A 21,411-nucleotide genomic window follows, 5' to 3' on the forward strand; every position below is an offset into this window, starting at 1 on the left:
GATGGAAGTGCTGCTACTGGTCACCGCTGCTCTGGCCAGCGCGCCCATGCTGCTGCCCGGGCAAGCGCCTATGCCCGATTCCCTTTACCTGCCGGCTGCCGCATTCGCGTTGGTGCTGGTGTTTTCGATGGGGGCATTGGGCATGTACCAGCACCAGCAGGCGCGCGAAGATCTGCACAATACCCTGCGCCGTATCTTGCCATCTTTTTTGCTGGGCTTTTGCCTGTTCAGCCTCCTGGCGATGCTGCTGCCGGCGCCGCAGTTCGGACGCCTGGGCAGCATGGTGTTCGTGCTGGGCGGCGCAGCGGTGCTGCTGGCGCGGCTGGTGGTGTTCACGTCGGCCGGCTCGCGCATGCTGGAAAAACGCCTGATGATCGTGGGCGACGGCCCCACCGCGCGCGAATGCCTGGACTTGGCCAGCGGTGGCGGCTTTCACCGATTTCGGGTGGTGGGCTGCGTGCCCGTCGATGGCGAAGACCGGCGCGTGCCGCCTGCCATGGTGCTGACACCGGACGTATCGCTGCTGATCCTGGCGCGGCGCTACGCAGCCGAGGAAATCATCGTCTCGGTGGCGGATCGCCGCAACGGCGCGTTCCCGGTGCGCCAGCTGCTCGAATGCGCAGTCGGCGGCGTGCGCATCACCGACGCCGCCACTTTTTTCGAGCGCGAGGCATGCCAGATTCGGCTCGACTCGCTGCAACCGAGCTATCTGAAGCTTGTGGGGGGATTCATCTACTTGTCTAACCTGGCAGGGTGCGGCAGTGCGCCATCGCTGCTGGAACCGCAGCCGATCGCTGCTCACGTGGCGTACCAGATCGGTGCAGGCGACGTGCTCAACATCAATGTATGGCGCAACCCGGAAGTGTCGATCAGCGTGCCGGTGCGGCCCGACGGCAAGATCACCACGCCGCTGGTGGAAGACCTGCAAGCCGCTGGCAAGACCTCTACCCAGTTGGCGCGCGACATCGAAAAATCGCTGGAAAAATACATCCAGCAACCGCTGGTGACCGTGATCGTTACCAGCTTTGTCGGCCCCTATGCCCAGCAGATCCGCGTGATCGGCCAGGCCGCGCGGCCGCAGGCACTGGCCTACCGGCAAGGCATGTCGCTGATGGATGTGCTGATCTCGGTTGGTGGCATCACCGACTTTGCCGCAGGCAACAAGGCCAACATCATCCGCACCGTCGATGGCCAGCGGCTGGCGCTGCCGGTCCGCCTGCACGATTTGCTGCGCAACGGCGACATTTCAGCCAACGTAATCGTCTTGCCGGGCGACATATTGGTAATCCCGGAAGGCTGGTTCTAAAAAGTTCGAACTATATTTTTTAATTTAAGGGAACTTTTTGAAAGTAGTTCTGTCTGAACCATGTTTGGAGATCAGACGGGAGCCAAAGTGCACGATGACGATGCAATCATATCTTTCGAAGCTGGCATGGACCTGCGCGACATGGTGGTGGGAGAAGGCAAAGGCGAAGCCCTGCTCGACCACCAGCTGGACCAGCAGGTGTTTCATATCCGCATGGCCAACTCGGCAGGGCGGCGCGAAGCGGCCAGCCTACTGCTGAAAAAAATGTATGGCTGGCGCGGGTATAGCGTCGAGCCCGGCACCATACCCTCGCCGAACAAGATCACCCTGTTCGCGGAAACCGGTGGCAATACCGTCGGCACCATGTCGCTGTGCCTCGACAGCACCGGGATGGGCCTGCCTGCCGACGAAAACTACCGCGACAAGCTCGACGAACTGCGCAGCGAGCAACGGCGCCTGTGCGAGCCGTCGCGTTTGGCCATCGACAAGGGCGTTTCCAAGCGCGTGTTTGCCGCGCTGATCCACATTTCCTACATCTATGCCCACAACATTCACGGCTATACCGACTACATCATCGAGGTCAATCCACGCCACGTCATGTTTTACAAGCGCATGCTGGGTTTCCGCAACTTTGGCGGCCAGCGCGATTGCACCCGGGTGGGTGCGCCAGCGGTGCTGTTACGGTTAGAGCTCGACTACATGGGCGAGCAAATCCGCAAGTTCGGCGGCCAGATGGAACAGCACGACGCCGCCGAGCGCTCGTTCTACCCCTATTTTTTCCCGCGCTGGGACGAACCCGGCATTACCGGCCGCCTGGTAGAAGGCAAGACGTGAGACGGGCGCAGCGACGCCGCCCCCAGCACCAGCATGGTCAACAGGGCGATGCGCGGCACATCGACCAGGCTGTCGAACAGGCCCACGACCTGCAATCCGATCAGCGCTGCCAGCCAGGCCGCTGCATCGAAGGCGCGCGGCCGGTTCAAGGCGCGGCCGAGCAACAGGGCGCTGGTGCCCAGCGCCAGCGCTGCAACAGCCAGCAGTCCCAACCAGCCCATCTCGAAATAGACATTGAGCGCCAGGTTCTTGATATGCCAGGGCAGGTGATGGCGGTCGCTGCTAAAGAACCAGTAATCGTTGGCCTCGGTAAAGTCGCCATTGCGCAGCAGTTCGCGGTCGTCCGGCATCAGGCGCAGGCTGACGTTATCGACATCGACCACGGCGTGCTGGCCTTCTGCGGCCAGTTCCAGCCGGACCGGCGCCCTGCGGCTGCCGAGTTTGCCAGCGTTGAAATTCAGGCGCAGCTGCTGCCAGTCCGGCCGAGCCGACAGCCGCCGCAGCGGCACGGCGATGCAGTGGATCGGGTACAGCAGCTGCCGTTCGCACAGGCGCAGGTGCAGGAACGCCATCGGTGACGCTGTGCGCACGTCCACCGCCAGCTGGTACTCGCGGCCGGCGATCAGCGGCACGGTTTGCCAGATCCGCAGCAGCTCGCCGAACCCCGCATTGTATTGACCGGCGGACAGGCGGAGGAAGCGGCCGCCGTGGAAGCGGTCGCCGTGAACACGGTCGCCGGGGACGTTCCCGCCGCGATTGCTGGCTTCCAGGTAACGGTCGTCCTCCTTGTCCAGATACTGGTAGCCGGGCGGGGTTTCCTGGCCGTGATTGCGCCAGTAATAGACGGAGGGAAATTTGCCGAGGCCCATGCCCAGCGCGGTGGTCACGTCGTCGTCATCCATCATGGCCAGCACCTCGCGCCAATGCTGGCGGCGATGATCGACATCGGCGGCGGTAGAGGCAAAGCGCTGCTCGACGTAATAGCTGTCGTGAAAGGCTGCGGCCGCTGCTGCCACCAGCAAAAGGGCGAACGCGGCCGTAAGCCGGCGGGACCGGCCTGGCATGGGCGGCGTCGCCAGCCGCCAGCCGGCCGCCACGACCAGCAGCGATACCGCGTACGCCGCATACAGGCCACGTGAAAACGTCGCCAGTCCCGCGTACAGGGCCAGTCCCAGCAGCCCGAGCCCCGCCAGCGCCTGCCACCAGCGCCTGGCCTGGTGCAACCAGAGCGCCGCCAGCGGCGTGCACAGCGCCAGGTAGCCATCGAGCGCCGCGCCGCCCGTGTGCATTGCAGAGAATGGCGCGGTGATACGGTAATCGGTAGACAGATTGAGCAAGCCGGGGAATAGCACCCGCTCCTGCACCGCCGCGCCAGAAACCAGCAGCAACCCGGCCAGCATGCCGGGCACGAAGTGGCTCGCCAAGCGTTGCAGTTGAGGGCCGGCGGTGCGACGCAGCAACGGCAACAGCAGCAGCGTCCACAGCCAGGCCTTGGCGATGCGTACGGCACTGAACGGACTCACATACTGGCTGAAGGCATTGGGATCGTGCAGCGCGGCCAGGCTGGGCCACGGCTGCAGGCCGCGCCACAGGCCGGCCAGACAGGCGATCGTCATCAGCACCATACCGAAGCGAAACCACGGCGCCCAGGCGGGCAAGGCGGATTCTTCATGCGGCAAGCGGACTGTACAACAGGCCACCGTCGCCAGCAACAGCAGGTCGATTTCTTCGAGGAAGAACCAGCCGGTGACCGGCGCCAGGTCCACGGCAGGCAGCAGTGCCGGCAGCAGCAACAGCCACAGCGCCGGACGCCAGCACAGCAAGCCGACGTAGCACAGCAGCAGCGGCGCCAGCCAATGCCCGCGCAGCGGATAGACAGCCAGGGCTGCCACCAGCGCGGCCAGCGCCAATGCCGCGACCATCGACCGCAGCAGCAACCTGCCTTTGAGGCCCTCGCCAGCGGTTGGCCACGTGGTCCCGCGCGCCAGCAACCTGCCTTTGATGCCCACGCCAGTGCCCACGCTAGCGGTTGGCGACGGCACCGGGCGCGCCGGCCCCGGCTTGCGCCGCCTCCAGGTGTCGGCGGATGTCGGCATTGTTTGGCGCCAGCACGGCCGCGCGTTTCAGAACGCCGATGGCGCGGCCGTGCTGGCCTTGTCCGGACAGGAGCGCGCCCAGGGTGTCGAGCACCACCGGGTTGTCGGGCGCCAGCGCGTAGGCCTGCTCGGCGGTTGCCAGGGCCCGAGGGTCTTGTACTTGCTGGTACAACCAGGCCAGGTTGTTGAGCACCAGCGCTTGGCCGGGCATTTGCCGGTGTAGGTGCGCGAACTGGGCGATGCTGGCAACGAAATCCTTTTCGGCCAGCAGGCTGTTGGCGTAGTACAGGCGGGTGGTATGGTCGTCGTCGTGGCTGGTCAGCCATTGCTGCATCCGTTGCCGGGCTTGATCGGGTTGGCCCGCTTGCACCAGGGCGCTGTACAGCGGAATCAGCATCGGCGCGCCCGGTTGCAGGTCGTACGCCTTCTGGTACAGCTTGGTGGCCGGCACCAATTGCTTGCGCGCCAGCGCGATATCGGCTTCGAGCCGGTAGCCCAGTGCGTCGGCGGGCCGGGCCTTCTGCAAACCGTGCACCACTTGCAGCGCTGGTCCCCACGACCGCTGCCGTATCAGCAGCCGTACTTGCGCGACTTGCGCTCTGGCGCGCACTGGCGCCGTGGCGGCCATGGCGCCGGGCGCCAATACCTTGTTGAGCGCCTTGTGGGCGCCGTCGAAGTCGCCGGCAAGCATGCGCAGGTCGGCGATGCGCAGTTGCACGTCTGCCGCGTTCGGCTGCACGATGGACAAGCGCACCCAGTTGTCGAGCGCCTCGTCGGTTTTGCCGCTGCGCTCCTGCAACTGCGCCAGCTGGCCCAGTACTTGCGAGTTGGCAGGATGTGTGGCCGCCAGTTTTTCCAGTAACAGGAGGGCGCGGGGCAGGGTGTCGCCGCGCGCCAGGAAACGCGCCAGCCGCAAGCTCGCATCGACATCCTCGGGATACTCGCGCACCGCCCGCTCGAGCCAGGTCAGCGCCAGCGCCGGCTGTTTGGTCGAGAGCGCCAGGTTGGTCAGCGATACCATCAAGTCGAGGTTGCGTGGGTCGCGCGCCAGTGTGGCCTCCAGCCGTTTGCGCGCCCGCTCCGGCTGCTTGTCGATGAGATCGAGCCGGGTCAGGTTGTCGTATGCCGGCAGGAACAGCGGATCGGCTTTCAAGGCCCGCTCGAAGCTGGCGCGTGCGCCCGCGTTGTCGCGCTGTATCAGCAGTACGCCGCCCTTGAGGTTTTGCACCATGGGATTGTCAACATGGTGTGCTTCCATGCGCTTGACCGTTGCCAGTGCGCCATCGTAGTCCTTGCTGCGCAGTTGCGTGAGCACCAGCAATACGCCAGTGCGCGACGATTTTTCGTCCAGGCTCACCGCCTGCTCAAGCTGGGCAACGGCGCGTGTGCTGTCGCCCTGTCCCAGGTGGCTCATGGCCAGCGCCGTGCGCAGCATCGTGGTGTTGGGCGCCAGCGCGCTGGCCTTGTCGAAATACGCGGCGGCCTGGTCGTAGCGCCGCAGCCGCAACGACAATTCACCAGCCAGCGCCTGCAGTTCGCCGTCGTTCTCATTTTGCGGCAACAGCGGTGCGATCACCGCCAGCGCCTGTTTGACGTCGCCGCCATGCAGTAATACCGAGGCCAGCAATTTGCTGGCGTAGGCATGGCCCGGGTTGGCTTCGAGAAATTTTCGCAGGTGCTGCTCCGCCTGCGGGTAAGAACCCACACCGCGCATCACCACGCCCATCAATAAATGGCTGGGCAGGTGCTCGGGCGCGGCGCGCAATACCAGTTGCAACTGTTCGCGCGCCGCTTCCAGCCTGCCCTGGCGGAAGTCGAGCAAGGCTTGCGTATAGATCAGCATCAGGCTGCTTGGCGAGACGTTGCGGGCAATCGCCAACTCCTTGCCGGCCTGGTCGAACTGGCCCGACTGAATGTGCAGGCTGGCAATATCGACATGGGCCTGCACCAGCGCCGGGTGCAACGCCAGTGCGCGCCGGTACGCTGCCAGCGCACCGGGGTTGTCGCCCTTGAGCCGCAGCAGGTCGCCTTTCAGGCGCCAGGCATCGACGTCATCGGGAAAACCCACCAGCGCCCGCTCGACCAGGGCCAGAGCCAGCACCTGGTCCGGCGCTTGCAGGGCGATGCGCGCCTGGCCGACCAGGGCCGCCGGGTGTTCGGGATGATCGACCAGTATTTGTGCGAACAGCCTGGCCGCCTCGTTGTTGCGTTGCAGCCCCAGCAGGGCGTGGCCGCGCAGGGCCAGCAGCCGTGGTTGTCGCGGATCGGCGCCGAGTTGCGCCAGCATCTGGTCGAACTGCCCCTGCAGCAACATGGCTTTGCCCAGCCATGGCATGACTTCGGTGGCAGGCATGCCCAGTTCCAGCGCGCGTCGCATTTCCTTTTCCGCCGACAGGATGTCGCCGGTGTCCAGGTACAGGCGTCCCAGGTTCATCCGGGCGCCCGCGTCCTTGGGCGCGTCGCGCACCAGGTTTTTCAGCATGATGATGGCCGACCTGGTTTCGCCGCGCGCTTCGAGCTGACGCGCTTCGGTCAGCATCTGGTCATGACTGGACTTGCTGCCGCAGCCGGCCAACAACGCAGGCAACAGCACGGACAACAACAACGCACACAACATCGGGGGCAGCTTGGGCATGGCGCACTCCTGGGCGGATGGGACCTTCCAGCGTAGGAGCTTGCGCAAGCGCTTCGTTGATGTCACGCAAGATTGCGCCCGATGTGGCGATCGTGGGCGCCGTCGGGGCAATGGACGGGCCGTTTGTGCCACCTCAATGGTGGGTCAGCACCCCTCCGTAGAATCGGCCAGACGCGGGTAAGCCGGGACAGTCCGGCCAACGTTCTACAGACGAGGTGCCAAATGGAAGTGGTCGCAGTGGTGGGATTGGGATACGTGGGCTTGTCGCTGGCGGTGGCATTCGGCGCCAGCCGGCGCACCATCGGTGTCGATTTATCGGAGCGCAAGGTCGCCAGCTACCGGATGGGCGTCGACCCCGCCGGCGAAGTGACCGCCGCGCAGTTCCAGGCCTCGCGCTGGCTGGAAATGGGGTGCGACCCGGCGACCATCGGCGCGGCCGATGTGATTATCGTGGCCGTGCCCACGCCGGTGGACAGCGCCCACAACCCCGATTTTTCGGCGCTGGTCGGGGCCAGCGAGTCGGTCGGGCGCTACATGAAGCCGGGTGCGGTGGTGGTCTATGAATCGACCGTGTACCCGGGCGCCACCGAGGAAATCTGCATCCCGCTGCTGGAACACCATTCCGGGCTGACCTGGAAGCGCGATTTTCACGTGGGCTTTTCGCCCGAACGGATTAACCCCGGCGACAAGGAACACACGCTGGCCTCGATCCGCAAGGTGGTTTCCGGCGACGACGACGCCACCTTGGAACGCGTGGCGCAGCTGTACGAGCAGGTGGTCGATGCCGGCGTGCACCGGGCCTCGAGCATCAAGGTGGCCGAAGCGGCCAAGATCATCGAAAACACCCAGCGCGACCTCAATATCGCCTTGATGAACGAGCTCGCCATCATCTTCGACCGGCTCCACATCGACACCCTGGAAGTGTTGCAAGCGGCCGGTACCAAGTGGAATTTCCTGCCGTTCCGCCCGGGCCTGGTGGGCGGCCACTGCATCGGCGTCGATCCGTATTACCTCACGCACAAGGCCGAAATGCTCGGCTACCATCCGCACGTGATCCTGGCCGGGCGCCGCATCAACGACGGCATGGCCAAGTTCGTGGCGGAAAAGACCGTCAAGCAGATGGTGCAGGCCGGCTTCAAGCTCAAGGGCTGCCGGGTCAACGTGCTGGGTCTGACCTTCAAGGAAAACTGCCCCGACCTGCGCAACTCCAAGGTGGCCGACATGATCCACGAGCTCGAATCGTACGGCCTGCAAGTGCACGTACACGACCCGGTGGCCGACGCCGGCGAAGCCATGCACGAATACGGCGTCAAACTGTCGAGCTGGGACGAACTGCCGTGCGCCGAGGCGCTGATTGCCGCCGTGGCCCACCGCGAGCTGTGCGCGCGGCCGCTGGCCCAGGTGCGCGACAAGGTCGCCCCGGCCGGCTGCTTCATCGATCTCAAGTCGCAGTTCGATGAGGCGGCGCTGCGCGCCAGCGGCCTGTCGGTCTGGAGGCTGTGATGATTGCCTACGAGAATGGCACGCCGGCCTCCGGCGCCTACCAGCACGTGCGCGAACAGCTGGCACAGCAGCAATACCGCTGGGTGGTCACCGGCGCGGCCGGGTTTATCGGCTCCAACCTGCTGCAAGCGTTGCTGGAGCTGGGGCAGCGGGTGGTCGGCTTGGATAACTTTCTGACCGGCTATCGCCACAACCTCGAGCAGGTGCGCGAGCAGGTGGGCCCGGCGATCTGGCGCAATTTCGAACTGGTCGAAGGCGATATCCGCGACGCGCTGGCGTGCCGCCGCGCCTGCGAGCGGGCCGATGTCGTACTGCACCAGGCGGCGCTCGGTTCGGTGGCGCGCTCGCTTGACGATCCGCTGCTTACCAACGATATCAACGTCGGCGGCTTTCTCAATGTGCTCGATGCGGCGCGGCTGGCCGGCGTGCGGCGCGTGGTGTATGCGGCGTCCAGCGCCACCTACGGCGATCATCCGGCGTTGCCCAAGCAGGAGCCGCATATCGGCCGGGCGCTGTCGCCGTACGCGGTGAGCAAGCATGTCAACGAGTTGTACGCGGCAGTGTATGCGCGCAGCTACGGCCAGCAGTCGATCGGGTTGCGGTATTTCAATGTGTTTGGCCCGCGCCAGGACCCGTGCGGCGCCTACGCCGCCGTCATTCCCCAATGGATCGCCGCCATGATCGCGCAGCGCCAGGTGGTGATCCACGGCGATGGCGAGAGCAGCCGCGATTTTTGCTACGTGGCCAACGTGGTCCAGGCCAACTTGCTGGCCGCGCTGGGCGACCAGCCGGCCGCCGCCAACCAGGTGTACAACGTCGCGCTGGGGGCGCGCACCAGTCTCAACGAAGTGTATTTATTACTGCAGGAATTATTGGTGGACCGCTACGGCCACCTGCGTGATTTCCAGCCGGTGTACGCAGATTTCCGTCCAGGTGACGTGCGCCATTCTCAGGCCGACATTGCCAAGGCCTGCGAGTTGCTTGGCTACGCACCTACTCACGACTTGCGGCGCGGACTGCGCCAGGCGCTGCGCTGGTACATCGAACAGCTCGACCATGGCCGGCGCGCCTGAGACCCGAACGGCAGTGCCGGTCAGGCACGCGTAGCGGAGAACTCGGGGGAAGCAGGTGGAAGTAGGGGGCCGGGTAAGACAATCAGCGCGGCATGTGGCTGGAACCGCCACGCACCAGCCCGACCAGGCCGGCCGCACGCGCGTCGCCACCGTTGGCGGCGCGCTGGAACAAGACCATCGCTTGATCCCGTTTGGCGGGATCGGACAGGTAACGCAGCGCCAGTTCGCGCTGGGCCACCGGGGAACCCAGGTCGGCCCATTCCTGCAAACGGCGTTCGGCAGCCACGTGGCCGGCGTCGCCAATGCGGGTGGCCACGGCTTCAATCTCGGTCGGAGCGGGTATCGGGCTATCCTGTGCCTGCCAGCCTATAGCGGTACCGACCATCACCAGTACCGACGCCACCAGCACTCCAGACTTGTTGAATAAATCCATACGCTCGACTACCCCCTTGCTTGCCATTCGATTTCCCGATCTTACAATCGGGTGCACTGCGGCGTCGCACGTCTGGCGCAATAAAAGAGCAAGCCATCGGTGATCAGCGATGGCGATAGTAGCATGCAGATTAATCAACTTTGGCCATTTCAAGCATGGCCGGCGGTAACAATTGTAACCAGTCGTTAGCCCCGTCAACCGGGTGCGAGCGGGGGGTGTTGCTGAGCAAGCCAGTCGTCGGCCGCTGCCATCACGGCATCGTATTCGGCCTCGACAGTGCTCAGAAGGGCAGGGATATTGGCGGCGTCGTGCGCGCCAAGTGCCTGCTCGAGCGCCAGCGCGGCAGCGACCAGGCGCTTGGCGCCGAGGCTTCCCACCGAGCCGCGCAGGCCGTGAAACACCTTGCCGGCCTCAGTCAGGCGACCGTCTTCGATGGCGGCGCGGGCCTGGTCGAGCGGAGTCCGGCGCGGCGCGCAGGCATCGCGTACGATCTTGGTGACGATGGCCAGCGCCTTGTCGTCGTTGCCCATGTACTTGAGCAAAGTGGTAACCGAGAATACGTTTTCATCGGCGTGTGACCGGGGGGTATCGGACATGCGTCACTCCAGAGGTTGAAAGCCCAGTATACCCCGGCTAACCGCAGCTGCGACGGCCAGCCGCGCACACATTGTTACAAATTAATGGCCTTTGCCACCGGCTAGCGCGCGGAAATATCGACCTTCACCTCCATCGACTCGATACCGCCACCGCGTCGCACACCGCGTATCGGCGCTGCACCGTCATAATCGCGGCCGATAGCCAAGCGGCAATAGGCATCGGTCATCAGGCGCGCGTGGGTGACGTCGATGCTGATCCAGCCGTGGTAATCCTTGTCTTCCACCCACGCATCTACCCAGGCATGGCTGGCCGCGTGGTCGCTCTCTTCCGGGTCGATGTAGCCGGAAACATAGCGCGCCGCAATACCATGGGCGTGACAACAAGCCAGGAACAGGTGGGCATGATCCTGGCACACACCCTGGCCCAGCGCCAACGCGTCGCTGGCAGTGGTGGTCACCGCCGTTGCACCGCTTTGATACCGGACCGCACCAAAGATGTGCTCGGCTAAACTCATGAGGTCGCGCGATTGCGCGCGGCCGTCCGGCAGGCACGAGGCCGCCAGCTCGAGAATACCCGGCGTGGCCCCGGTCAACCGGGTAGGCGCGGTAAATAATAGCGGCGACAACGCGTCGCCGTTCGGCACCCGGCCCTTGAGCGGCGCCGTGGTCTCGACGATGCCTGACGCGACAATATCGAGACCACGGTGCGGCACATCCATGGTCATCATGTGCGAGAGGTTGCCGAAAGCATCGGTATAAGCGTGCACATGACCGGGCACATTCAGGTGCCAGGACTGCACCTGTTGCTGCGGTTCCTTGCGCGGCGTCATGTGCAGTTGCTCGATGGTGTAAGCCAGCGGCGCCGTGTAGAGGTAGCGCGTTTCGTGCCGTATGGTCAGTTGCATTGCTTGCCTTTCGCTTTTTTCGCCTTTTTCGCCACTCAGGCCGCCAGTGGCACCAGGAAATCGCGGCTGACGCGATTGCCCAGCTGGTTGATGTCGGCCAGGAAACGGGTGAGGGTGTCGTGCAGGCCCGCCTCGAGGATGTCGTCGATCTTGGCAAATTGCAGCGCTGCGCGCAGGCGGCCCGCCAGGCGCTCGGTGTCGGCCGAGACATCGTTGCGTACCTCGGCCAGGTTCTGCACCACTTCGTCCATGCACGCCAGCAGCGAACGCGGCATGTCGGCACGCAACATCAGCAATTCGGCGATGCGCGCGGGAGTGATCACATCGCGGTACACCTTGCGATAGATCTCGAAGCCCGAGACCGAGCGCAGCAGCGCGCCCCAATAGTAAAAATCGCGCTGGTTCATGGCGTCGCGCGCGGCCGGGGCCGCAGTGCCGCTGTGGAATTTCACATCGAGGATGCGCGCCGTGTTGTCGGCGCGCTCCAAAAACGTACCCAGGCGGATGAAATGCACCGCTTCGTCACGCAACATGGTGCCCAAGGTGACGCCGCGCGAGAGGTGCGAGCGGTACTTGACCCACTCGAAGAATTTGCTGGGATCGTCCTCCAGCATATTACCCTTGAGCAGCTTCTGCATATCGAGCCAGGTCTGGTTCTGGGTTTCCCAGACCTCGGTGGTGAGGGTGCCGCGCACGGCGCGGGCATTTTCGCGCGCTTCGGTCAGGCACGAGACCACCGACGACGGATTGGCCGGGTCGCGCACCATGAAGTCGATGACTTCGCGCGCGGCCAGGGTGTCGTAGTGCTCGGCGAAGCGGTCTTCCAGCTCCGAAATGCCGAGCAGGGCGCGCCAGACCTGGGCGTTTTCTTCATCGGACTGCGGCAACATGCAGGTCTGCACATTGACGTCCAGCATGCGGGCAGTGTTCTCTGCGCGCTCGGTGTAGCGCGCCATCCAGAACAGGTGATCGGCGGTGCGGCTTAACATGGGTGTCTCCTTAGCGTTCCAAAATCCAGGTATCCTTGGTGCCGCCGCCTTGCGACGAGTTCACCACCAGCGAGCCTTCCTGCAGTGCCACGCGCGTCAGTCCGCCCGGCACCATCGAGATGGTCTTGCCGGACAACACGAACGGCCGCAAGTCGATGTGGCGCGGCGCGATGCCATTCTCGACGTACGTGGGGCAGGCCGACAGGGCCAGCGTGGGCTGGGCGATATAGCCGTTGGGATTGGCGAGCAGGCGGGCGCGGAAGTCTTCGATCTGCTGCTTGGTCGATGCAGGTCCCACCAGCATGCCGTAACCGCCGGCGCCGTGGACTTCCTTCACCACCAGGTCGGGCAGGTTGGCCAGCGTGTAAGCCAGATCTTCCTTCTTCCGGCACTGGTACGTGGGCACGTTGTTGAGGATCGGCTCTTCCGACAGGTAGAACTTGATCATGTCGGGCACGAACGGGTAGATCGACTTGTCGTCCGCCACGCCGGTGCCGATGGCATTGGCCAGCGTGACGCGGCCCGCGCGATAGACCGACAGCAAGCCCGGCACGCCCAGCGACGAATCGGGACGGAACGCCAGCGGATCGAGGAAATCGTCATCGAGGCGGCGATAAATCACGTCGACCCGCTTGGGTCCGCGCGTGGTACGCATGAATACCGTGTTATCGCTGACAAACAAATCCTTGCCCTCGACCAGTTCCACGCCCATTTGCTGGGCCAGGAAAGCGTGTTCGAAATAGGCCGAGTTGTACATACCGGGTGTCATCACCACCACGACCGGGTCGGTAATGCCCATCGGTGCGACCGAACGCAGGTTATCGAGCAACATGTCGGGGTAGTGATCGACCGGGGCGATCTTGTTGCGCGCAAACAACTCAGGGAACAGCCGCATCATCATCTTGCGGTCTTCCAGCATGTAAGACACGCCGGACGGCACCCGCAAATTGTCTTCCAAAACGTAAAACTCGCCTTCGCCGGCACGCACGATATCGACGCCGGCAATATGGGCATAGATGTCGGAGGCAACGTTAATGCCTTGCATTTCCGGTCGATATTGGGCGTTCTTGTAGATTTGCTCGGCCGGAATCAGCCCGGCCTTGACGATATTCTGGTCGTGATAAATATCATGGATAAACATATTGAGCGCTTTGACACGCTGTACCAGACCGGCTTCCATCTGCTTCCATTCGGCAGCAGTGATAATGCGCGGAATGGTATCGAACGGAATCAGGCGCTCGGTGCCGGCGTCGTCGCCATACACCGCAAAGGTAATGCCCACCCGGCGGAAGGTCAGATCGGCCTCGGCCCGCTTGCGTTCGATCGTGTCGGGCGATTGCCGTTGCAGCCAGCCACAAAACTCGCGGTAATGCTCGCGCACTTCGGCGCTGGCATTGTGCGCCAGGCCATCGGCCGTCATTTCATTAAAAAATTTTCCCATAATATAACTTCTCCCGTGTTGGGAGCAGTTATATCAAGAAACATGCCAGAGGTCCCGCACAATTATGGTGCAAACGAAGAGTATGCCACCCGCGCGTACATAAAGTAAAAAAAAGCACGCGAATAACGCGTGCTTTTATATGGGCAGACCGAGATTTAAAGGTTGCCTAACCCGGTACCACGGCTGCTCGAGTAGCCAGGATCGCTTTGCAGGCTGCCGGTACCAGCGCTCATCACGCTGCCGCTGGCCGTGCGGCTGCCTGGCATTGCTTGCTGGGTACCGTAGAAGTCATGGATTTGCGTCGAAAATTCGGCGCTGGCCATATCGGGCCAATTGTCCTTGTCGAAACCAGGGGCGTTCTTCAGATGGTCTTTGGAAACATTTAGCAGGAAGCGCTTGTTGACGGTGTCCAGTTGCAGCGCCTGCCATGGAACGGCAAACAGCTTGTCGCCCATGCCCAGCCAGCCGCCGAACGACAACACGGCATAAGCCACGTTACCCTGGCGCATATCGAGCATGATTTCCTTGATGTCGCCCAGGTCTTCTTCCTGCAGGTTATACACGTCTTCGCCGATCAGCGTGTCGGCGCCCATCAGGCGCGGGCCGGGGCCGTTGTCGGCGTCGGCATAGTCGGTGTTGTAGATGCCATAGGTGTCGCGGTCGAGGTAGCTCATGGTGGTCTCCTGGTGTCCTGATGATGGGGGGGAAGTCACACTGGCTTCGGCGTTGTTCGCCGATGTTTAGCGCAGCACAGGACCTATGATGCGGCGCGCTTGCCCAATCGGCTATAGGTGCACGCGCGGCAGACTTGTAGGACCAGGATGAGTAACTGCGGCACATAGCAAGATGCTACACTCGCGGCTTTGTCTCTTCGCCTCTCCATGCCCTCCCTATCCAACGCATACCAGGCCGCCCACGCCGCCAGCGGCGAACTGCGCGCCCGCGCCTTGCTGTGCTTGCTGGAATCCGACCCGTTCGAGAAGGTTGCCGCCGTCAACGCCATGGCGGACGCCGTGCGCGCCAACGCCTGCACACCCGATCCTTCGGCGCAGTTGCAAGCGCCGCAAGACCGTCCAATCCCGGGCCGGCCAGACCTGCCGCAACTGGTGCTGCCCTCGGCCCTGGGCAAGCGCTCGATGAACACGGTCGAGGGGCGCGCCATGCTGATCCACGCATTGGCCCACATCGAATTCAACGCCATCAACCTGGCGCTCGACGCGCTATGGCGCTTTCCCGGTCTGCCCGCCGCCTACTACACCGACTGGCTGAAGGTGGCAGAAGAAGAGTCCCTGCATTTTTCGCTGGTGGCCGCGCACCTGGTCACGCTCGGCTATGCCTACGGCGACTTCACCGCCCACGGCAGCCTGTGGGAAATGGTAGCCAAGACCACCGGCGACGCGCTGGCCCGCATGGCCCTGGTGCCGCGCGTGCTGGAAGCGCGCGGCCTGGACGCCACCCCGCCGATGCGCGCCAAGATTGCCCAGGCCGGCGACCACCAGGCCGCAGCCATTCTCGACATCATCCTGCGCGACGAAATCGGCCACGTCGAGGTCGGCAACCGCTGGTACCGCCACCTGTGTGCGCAGCGCGGGCTGGCACCGCGCGCGACCTTTGCCGCCCTGTGCGAAGAATACTGGGCGCCGGTGCCGCGCGGACCGTTCAACATCGAAGCGCGCCGTCTGGCCGGTTTTACCGAGGAAGAAATCGCCGACCTTTGCGCGAACAAGTAATTCTACGTAGGTCGCACCAACCGCAAGTCAATAGTGCGGATGTCGTCCTGGCAATGCGATTAAGATGTTTTGACTCATCCGGCCACAAGTCGTCGATGAACCACCAACACACTCTAGCCACAGGACGAATCGATGATGAACGACCTCAGCGATGTAAAAATCACCCGGCGCGATCTGCTGATCGCAGGCGCCATTTCCGCCACCACGGCCGCCGTACCCTCGGTGGCTGGCGCCCAAAACAACAGCAACGGCGGCGGCGCTGGCGCCCCAGCCCCGGCAGCAGCTGCGCCGGTGATGAACAAGGTCACGCTGATCGTCAACGGCCAGTCGCGTGCGGTGGAGGTCGATACCCGCACCACCTTGCTCGATGTGCTGCGCGAAAACATGCACCTGACCGGCACCAAGAAGGGCTGCGACCACGGCCAGTGCGGCGCCTGCACCGTCATCGTCGAAGGCCGGCGCATCAATTCCTGCCTGTCGCTGGCGGTGATGCACGACGGCGACAAGATCACTACCATCGAAGGCCTCGGCACGCCAGACAAACTGCACCCGATGCAGGCAGCGTTCGTGAAACACGACGGCTACCAGTGCGGCTACTGTACTCCCGGGCAGATCTGTTCGGCCGTCTCGGCGCTCGAGGAAATCAAGCAGGGCATCCCGAGCCACGTCACCGCCGACCTCAACACCAAGCCACTGCTCAGCAGCGAAGAACTGCGTGAACGGATGAGCGGCAATATCTGTCGCTGCGGCGCCTACTCGAACATCATCGACGCCATCAACGACGTTGCCGGGAGCCGCGCATGAAAGCCTTCAGCTACGAACGCGTTAAAACGCCGGCCGACGCCGCCAAGGCCATCGCCCGCCATCCGACTGCGAAATTCATCGCCGGTGGTACCAATCTGCTGGACCTGATGAAGCTGGAAATCGAAGCGCCCACCCACCTGGTGGACGTCAATGGCATCGGCTTCGACAAAATCGAGGTCACGCCGGAAGGGGGCCTGCGCATTGGCGCCCTGGTGCGCAACACCGACCTGGCTGCCGACCAGCGCGTGCGGCGCGACTACGCGGTGCTGTCGCGCGCCTTGCTGTCGGGCGCCTCGGCGCAACTGCGCAACAAGGCCACCACTGCCGGCAACCTGCTGCAACGCACGCGTTGCCCGTACTTTTACGACACCAACCAGGCGTGCAACAAGCGCCAGCCCGGTAGCGGCTGCTCGGCCATCGGCGGCTTTTCCCGCCAGCACGCGATCGTCGGTACCAGCGACGCCTGCATCGCCACCCACCCGAGCGACATGGCCGTTGCCATGCAATTGCTCGACGCCCGGATAGAAACCATGAAAGCCGACGGCGCCACGCGCACCATCGCCATGGCCGACTTCCACCGCCTGCCGGGCAAGACCCCGCACATCGAAACCGCACTGGAACCGGGTGAGCTGATCACCGCAGTGACCTTGCCCAAGCCCCTGGGCGGCAAGCACTACTACCGCAAGGTGCGCGACCGCTCGTCGTACGCGTTCGCCCTGATTTCCGTGGCGGCCGTGGTGCTGCCGGACGGCACCGGCCGCGTGGCGCTGGGCGGCGTGGCGCACAAGCCGTGGCGCTTGCCAGCCGGCGACGCCAGCGTGGCGCAAGGCGGCAAGGCGGTGGCCGACCAGCTGCTGGCCGGCGCCCGCACCACCGAAGACAACGCCTTCAAGATCACCCTGGTCCAGCGCACGATTACGTCGGTGCTGGCGGAAGCGAAGAAAGCCTAAGCCATGAAATTTACCACTCCCGCCACCACCAACCCGATCGACCAGATGAAGGTCGTCGGCAAGCCGCTCGACCGTATCGACGGCCCCATGAAAACCACCGGCACCGCGCCGTATGCCTACGAGCAGCACGCGGTGGCGCCGAATGCCGCCTACGGCTACGTGGTTGGCGCCGCCATCGCCAAGGGCAAGATCACGTCGATCGACCTGGCTGCCGCCCGCAAGTCGCCGGGCGTGCTGGCCATCGTCACGTACGAAAACGCCGGCAAGCTGGGCAAAGGCAAGATGAACACCGCCCACCTGCTGGCCGGTCCCGACGTCGAGCACTACCACCAGGCCGTGGCCGTGGTCGTGGCCGACACCTGGGAGCAGGCGCGCGCCGCCGCCCAGCTGGTGCAAGTCAAATACGCTGAAACTGCGGGCGACTATGACCTGGCCAAGGTCAAGGACAGCGCCAAGCTGCCATCGGGCAAAGACAACGCCGACAGCAAGGTCGGCGACTTCGACGGCGCCTTCAAGGCCGCGCCGGTGTCCATCGACCTGACCTACACCACGCCCGACCAGTCGCATGCGATGATGGAACCACACGCGTCGATCGCCAAATGGGATGGCGACAAGGTCACCATCTGGACCTCGAACCAGATGATCGCCTGGGGCCAGGGCGACGTTGCCAAAACGCTGGGACTGGCGAAAGACAAGGTACGGCTGGTGTCGCCGTACATCGGCGGCGGCTTCGGCGGCAAGCTGTTCGTGCGCTGCGAAGCCGTACTGGCTGCGCTTGGCGCCAGGGCGGCCGGCCGTCCGGTCAAGCTGACCTTGCCGCGCCCGTTCATGATGAACAACACCACCCACCGTCCGGCCACCATCCAGCGCCTGCGCATCGGCGCCAGCCGCGAAGGCAAGATCACCGCCATCGGCCACGAAAGCTGGTCCGGTGACCTGCCGGACGGCCAGCCGGAAACCGCCACCGCCCAGACCAAGCTGCTGTATGCAGGCCCCAATCGCATGACCAAGATGCGCCTGGCTGTCCTGAACCTGCCCGAAGGTAACGCCATGCGCGCGCCGGGCGAGGCGCCTGGCCTGATGGCGCTGGAAATTGCGATCGACGAGCTGGCCGAAAAGCTGAAGATGGACCCGGTGCGTTTCCGCATCATCAACGACATCACCCACGACCCGGCCAAGCGCGAGCGCAAGTTCTCGCAGCGCCGTTTCGTCGAGTGCATGCGCGTGGGTTCCGAACGCTTTGGCTGGAACAAGCGCAATGCGCAACCGGGCCAGGTCCGTGACGGCCGCTGGCTGGTCGGTTATGGCGTGGCCTCAGCCTTCCGCAACAACATGGTCATGAAGTCGGGCGCGCGCGTCAAACTCGACAGCAAGGGTATCGTCACGGTGGAAACCGACATGACCGACATCGGCACCGGCAGCTACACCATCATCGCCCAGACCGCAGCCGAAATGATGGGCGTGACCATCGACAAGGTGGTGGTCAAGCTCGGCGACTCCGACTTCCCGGTGTCGGCCGGTTCGGGCGGGCAGTGGGGCGCCAACAGCTCCACCGCCGGCGTGTATGCCGCCTGCGTCAAGCTGCGCGAGGCGGTGGCGCAAAAACTGGGCTTGCCGGCTGATGCGGAATTCATCGACGGCGCCGTGCGCGGCGGCGGCAAGACCGCCTCCCTGGCCAAGGCAGCCGAAGGCGGCGACATCATGGCCGAAGACACCATGGAATACGGCGACCTCGACAAAAAATTCCAGCAATCGACGTTCGGCGCGCACTTCGTCGAAGTGGGCGTCGATGCCGACACCGGCGAGACCCGCATCCGCCGCATGCTGGCAGTCTGTGCTGCCGGCCGCATCCTCAACCCCAAATCGGCCCGCAGTCAGGTGATCGGCGCCATGACCATGGGCGCCGGGGCGGCATTGATGGAACACTTGGTGGTGGACAAGCGCCGTGGCTTCTTCGTCAACCACGACCTGGCCGGTTACGAAGTGCCGGTGCACGCCGACATTCCGCACCAGGACGTGATCTTCCTCGACGAGACCGATCCGATCTCGTCGCCGATGAAAGCCAAGGGCGTGGGCGAGCTCGGTATTTGCGGCGTCGGCGCGGCAATCGCCAACGCCATCTACAACGCCACCGGCGTGCGCGTGCGCGACTACCCGATCACGCTGGACAAGCTGATCGACAAGCTGCCGCAGCAAGCCTGATCGCAGCGGTGTCCGCATGATGGCGAGCCTCGGGGCTCGCCATTTTTCTTTCAACTGGGTCAGTTGAAGGAGAGTTGGCGACCGAACGCGTGAAATTTAAGGATTTTCAAAGCAATCTCCTGACCTTCATGCACCCGGTACAAGTAGTGGTACCGACAGAATCGTTTACAATGGCCTCCTCTTAACTCTGGAAGGCAAGGCATGGAATGGCTATTCGACCCAAATATTTGGGTCGGCTTGTTCGCACTGATCGTACTCGAAATCGTCCTCGGTATCGATAATCTGATCTTCATAGCAATTCTCGCGGACAAACTCGCGCCCGAGCAGCGCGACAAGGCAAGGCTGATCGGTTTGAGCCTGGCGATGGTCATGCGCCTCGGCTTGCTGTCTGTCATGTCCTGGCTGGTCACCCTGACCGAGCCGCTATTCCATATCGCCTCGCAACCATTCTCCGGCCGTGACCTGATCCTGCTGCTTGGCGGCCTGTTCCTGCTGTTCAAGGCCACCACCGAGCTGCACGAACGGGTCGAGGGCAAGGTCCACGTCCACACCGGCAACCGCGAATACGCCGGCTTTGGCGCGGTCGTGGCGCAAATCGTCGTGCTCGATGCCGTGTTCTCGCTCGACGCCGTGATCACTGCCGTCGGCATGGTCGACAACCTGGCCGTGATGATGGCTGCCGTGGTGATCTCGATGGCGGTGATGGTGCTGGCCTCGAAGCCGCTGACGCGCTTCGTCAACGCCCACCCGACCGTCGTGGTGCTGTGCCTGAGCTTCCTGCTGATGGTGGGCTTGAGCCTGATCGCCGAAGGCCTGGGCTTCCACATTCCTAAAGGTTATTTGTACGCTGCCATCGGTTTCTCGGTCGTGATCGAATTCCTCAACCAGCTGGCTCGCCGCAACTTCCTGCGCAAGGATGCCCACATGCCGCTGCGCGACCGTACCGCAGACACCGTGCTGCGCCTGTTGGGCAGCAAAAAGCGCGCTGTCGCCGGTGAAGAGCCGGAAGCGACCAGCGACACGGTCGAATTGCCGGCGTTCGAGGAGCAGGAACGCAATATGGTCAGTGGCGTGCTGAGCCTGTCGCAACGCTCGATTCGTTCGGTGATGACCAACCGCTCGGACATTTCGTGGATCGACCTCGATCAGGACAGCGCCACCATCCAGGGCCAGTTGCTGGAAACGCCGCACAGCTTTTTCCCGGTCAGCCGTGGCCAGCTGGACAACGTGGTCGGCATCGTCCGCGCCAAGGACCTGGTGGCCTGCCTGGCCGCCGGTCAGGACATCACCGACGAATACGTGCGCGCGCCGATCATCATGCCGGAAGCCGGCGGCGTGCTGAAAGTGATGGAAACGCTCAAGCGCTCGCGCCAGCTGGTGCTGATCGCCGACGAGTACGGCACCATCGTGGGCCTGGTCACGCCGATCGACATCCTGGAGGCGATCGCCGGCGAGTTCCCGGACGAAGACGAGCAGCCGGAAGTGCAAGTGGAAGGCCCGGGCCGCTGGCGCGTGGCCGGCAGCGCCGACCTGCACCACCTGCAGCAAGTGCTGGAAACCGATGCCCTGGTCAGCGAAACCGACGACTACTCGTCGCTGGGCGGCTTCATGCTGGAGCAATTCGGCACGCTGCCGGAACTGGGCCAGGCCATCGAGGTCGATGGCTTGCGGTTCGAGGTGGCGGAGTTGTCGGAGCGCAGGATTGCGATGGTGCTGGTGACCCGTGTCGATCCGCAAGGCGAAACCGCCTGAACTGTCATGCAAGAAAATCGCCGCCGAGTGCGGTGAGCCTGAAAACGTCGTTGAGGCTGAAAACGTCGTCCCCGCGCAGGCGGGGATCCAATTTTGCACGCATCTCGACGCGTTGTACGGAACCTGGGTACCCGCCTTCGCGGGTACCACGGGTATACAACC

General features: G+C 63.9%; 17 protein-coding genes. 9 read left to right on the top strand and 8 right to left on the bottom strand.

Translation table 11 applies throughout. From position 1 onward, the window contains the following. Positions 1-772: 772 nt before the first annotated feature. Positions 773-1,306: an XrtA/PEP-CTERM system exopolysaccharide export protein gene (locus tag DUPY_RS28640; RefSeq protein WP_229255332.1), complete on the top strand. Its 534-nt coding sequence runs from the start codon at positions 773-775 to the stop codon at positions 1,304-1,306. Positions 1,307-1,432: 126 nt separating this feature from the next. Next, positions 1,433-2,140: an N-acyl amino acid synthase FeeM domain-containing protein gene (locus DUPY_RS11220; RefSeq protein ID WP_229255327.1), complete on the top strand. Its 708-nt coding sequence runs from the start codon at positions 1,433-1,435 to the stop codon at positions 2,138-2,140. Here the strand turns inward: DUPY_RS11220 and DUPY_RS11225 are convergent. Beyond that, positions 2,077-4,236: a hypothetical protein gene (locus tag DUPY_RS11225; protein WP_070248029.1), complete on the bottom strand. Its 2,160-nt coding sequence runs from the start codon at positions 4,234-4,236 to the stop codon at positions 2,077-2,079. The genes DUPY_RS11220 and DUPY_RS11225 overlap by 64 nt on opposite strands. Next, positions 4,163-6,871 (bottom strand): XrtA/PEP-CTERM system TPR-repeat protein PrsT, encoded by a 2,709-nt coding sequence (prsT, locus tag DUPY_RS11230; protein ID WP_070248030.1) that lies wholly within the window; start codon positions 6,869-6,871, stop codon positions 4,163-4,165. Before prsT ends, DUPY_RS11225 begins: the two co-directional genes overlap by 74 nt. A 222-nt stretch (positions 6,872-7,093) precedes the next feature. Here prsT and DUPY_RS11235 point away from each other — a divergent pair, with 222 nt between their 5' ends. Both DUPY_RS11235 and DUPY_RS11240 read left to right on the top strand, forming a co-directional pair. Beyond that, positions 7,094-8,374, top strand: coding sequence for a nucleotide sugar dehydrogenase (locus tag DUPY_RS11235; protein ID WP_070248031.1), 1,281 nt, complete (start codon positions 7,094-7,096; stop codon positions 8,372-8,374). Beyond that, on the top strand, positions 8,374-9,447 hold the full coding sequence (locus tag DUPY_RS11240; protein ID WP_070248033.1) for an SDR family oxidoreductase: 1,074 nt from the start codon (positions 8,374-8,376) through the stop codon (positions 9,445-9,447). Before DUPY_RS11235 ends, DUPY_RS11240 begins: the two co-directional genes overlap by 1 nt. A gap of 82 nt (positions 9,448-9,529) precedes the next feature. Here DUPY_RS11240 and DUPY_RS11245 read toward each other — a convergent pair whose 3' ends face one another. The 6 genes from DUPY_RS11245 to DUPY_RS11270 all read right to left on the bottom strand — a co-directional run bounded on the left by DUPY_RS11245 (position 9,530) and on the right by DUPY_RS11270 (position 14,485). Continuing rightward, positions 9,530-9,880 carry a hypothetical protein gene (locus tag DUPY_RS11245; protein ID WP_070248035.1) on the bottom strand — a complete coding sequence of 117 codons (351 nt, stop codon included), beginning with the start codon at positions 9,878-9,880 and terminating at the stop codon, positions 9,530-9,532. Between the two features lie 194 nt (positions 9,881-10,074). Further along, the gene (locus DUPY_RS11250; protein ID WP_070248037.1) at positions 10,075-10,476 is read right to left on the bottom strand and encodes an Hpt domain-containing protein; all 402 of its coding nucleotides are present in this window, start codon (positions 10,474-10,476) and stop codon (positions 10,075-10,077) included. A gap of 101 nt (positions 10,477-10,577) precedes the next feature. After that, entirely contained in the window at positions 10,578-11,381 is an 804-nt protein-coding gene (locus DUPY_RS11255) for a transglutaminase family protein (RefSeq protein WP_070248039.1), read from the bottom strand. Between the two features lie 35 nt (positions 11,382-11,416). Beyond that, on the bottom strand, positions 11,417-12,370 hold the full coding sequence (locus DUPY_RS11260) for an alpha-E domain-containing protein (protein WP_070248041.1): 954 nt from the start codon (positions 12,368-12,370) through the stop codon (positions 11,417-11,419). A gap of 10 nt (positions 12,371-12,380) precedes the next feature. Next, positions 12,381-13,811, bottom strand: coding sequence for a circularly permuted type 2 ATP-grasp protein (locus tag DUPY_RS11265; RefSeq protein ID WP_070248043.1), 1,431 nt, complete (start codon positions 13,809-13,811; stop codon positions 12,381-12,383). 155 nt (positions 13,812-13,966) lie between these two features. Continuing rightward, positions 13,967-14,485, bottom strand: a complete 519-nt coding sequence (locus DUPY_RS11270) for a PRC-barrel domain-containing protein (RefSeq protein WP_070248045.1) — start codon at positions 14,483-14,485, stop codon at positions 13,967-13,969. A 207-nt stretch (positions 14,486-14,692) separates the two neighbouring features. Between DUPY_RS11270 and DUPY_RS11275 the strand changes: the two genes are divergently transcribed. The 5 genes from DUPY_RS11275 to DUPY_RS11295 all read left to right on the top strand — a co-directional run bounded on the left by DUPY_RS11275 (position 14,693) and on the right by DUPY_RS11295 (position 21,249). Further along, positions 14,693-15,541 carry a ferritin-like domain-containing protein gene (locus DUPY_RS11275; protein WP_070248047.1) on the top strand — a complete coding sequence of 283 codons (849 nt, stop codon included), beginning with the start codon at positions 14,693-14,695 and terminating at the stop codon, positions 15,539-15,541. A gap of 135 nt (positions 15,542-15,676) precedes the next feature. Next, positions 15,677-16,345, top strand: a complete 669-nt coding sequence (paoA, locus tag DUPY_RS11280) for an aldehyde dehydrogenase iron-sulfur subunit PaoA (protein ID WP_070248078.1) — start codon at positions 15,677-15,679, stop codon at positions 16,343-16,345. Then, a complete protein-coding gene (locus DUPY_RS11285) occupies positions 16,342-17,295 on the top strand; it encodes an FAD binding domain-containing protein (RefSeq protein WP_070248049.1) in 954 nt (317 codons plus the stop codon). The genes paoA and DUPY_RS11285 overlap by 4 nt, the downstream gene beginning before the upstream one ends. 3 nt (positions 17,296-17,298) lie before the next feature. Next, positions 17,299-19,497, top strand: coding sequence for an aldehyde oxidoreductase molybdenum-binding subunit PaoC (paoC, locus tag DUPY_RS11290; protein ID WP_070248051.1), 2,199 nt, complete (start codon positions 17,299-17,301; stop codon positions 19,495-19,497). A gap of 201 nt (positions 19,498-19,698) precedes the next feature. Further along, entirely contained in the window at positions 19,699-21,249 is a 1,551-nt protein-coding gene (locus tag DUPY_RS11295) for a TerC family protein (protein WP_070248053.1), read from the top strand. Positions 21,250-21,411 lie beyond the last annotated feature (162 nt).

This window comes from Duganella phyllosphaerae (assembly GCF_001758785.1).
Lineage (GTDB): Bacteria > Pseudomonadota > Gammaproteobacteria > Burkholderiales > Burkholderiaceae_D > Rugamonas > Rugamonas phyllosphaerae.

Excerpts from the sequence above, each read along its gene's own strand:
- DUPY_RS11255 (WP_070248039.1), bottom strand. The coding sequence starts at position 11,381 with ATGCAACTGACCATACGGCACGAAACGCGCTACCTCTACACGGCGCCG.
- paoC (WP_070248051.1), top strand. The coding sequence starts at position 17,299 with ATGAAATTTACCACTCCCGCCACCACCAACCCGATCGACCAGATGAAG.
- DUPY_RS11295 (WP_070248053.1), top strand. The coding sequence starts at position 19,699 with ATGGAATGGCTATTCGACCCAAATATTTGGGTCGGCTTGTTCGCACTG.
- prsT (WP_070248030.1), bottom strand. The coding sequence starts at position 6,871 with ATGCCCAAGCTGCCCCCGATGTTGTGTGCGTTGTTGTTGTCCGTGCTG.
- DUPY_RS11285 (WP_070248049.1), top strand. The coding sequence starts at position 16,342 with ATGAAAGCCTTCAGCTACGAACGCGTTAAAACGCCGGCCGACGCCGCC.
- DUPY_RS11240 (WP_070248033.1), top strand. The coding sequence starts at position 8,374 with ATGATTGCCTACGAGAATGGCACGCCGGCCTCCGGCGCCTACCAGCAC.
- DUPY_RS11220 (WP_229255327.1), top strand. The coding sequence starts at position 1,433 with ATGGACCTGCGCGACATGGTGGTGGGAGAAGGCAAAGGCGAAGCCCTG.
- DUPY_RS11270 (WP_070248045.1), bottom strand. The coding sequence starts at position 14,485 with ATGAGCTACCTCGACCGCGACACCTATGGCATCTACAACACCGACTAT.
- DUPY_RS11265 (WP_070248043.1), bottom strand. The coding sequence starts at position 13,811 with ATGGGAAAATTTTTTAATGAAATGACGGCCGATGGCCTGGCGCACAAT.
- DUPY_RS11250 (WP_070248037.1), bottom strand. The coding sequence starts at position 10,476 with ATGTCCGATACCCCCCGGTCACACGCCGATGAAAACGTATTCTCGGTT.
- DUPY_RS11245 (WP_070248035.1), bottom strand. The coding sequence starts at position 9,880 with ATGGATTTATTCAACAAGTCTGGAGTGCTGGTGGCGTCGGTACTGGTG.
- DUPY_RS11235 (WP_070248031.1), top strand. The coding sequence starts at position 7,094 with ATGGAAGTGGTCGCAGTGGTGGGATTGGGATACGTGGGCTTGTCGCTG.
- paoA (WP_070248078.1), top strand. The coding sequence starts at position 15,677 with ATGAACGACCTCAGCGATGTAAAAATCACCCGGCGCGATCTGCTGATC.
- DUPY_RS11275 (WP_070248047.1), top strand. The coding sequence starts at position 14,693 with ATGCCCTCCCTATCCAACGCATACCAGGCCGCCCACGCCGCCAGCGGC.
- DUPY_RS11225 (WP_070248029.1), bottom strand. The coding sequence starts at position 4,236 with ATGCCGACATCCGCCGACACCTGGAGGCGGCGCAAGCCGGGGCCGGCG.
- DUPY_RS11260 (WP_070248041.1), bottom strand. The coding sequence starts at position 12,370 with ATGTTAAGCCGCACCGCCGATCACCTGTTCTGGATGGCGCGCTACACC.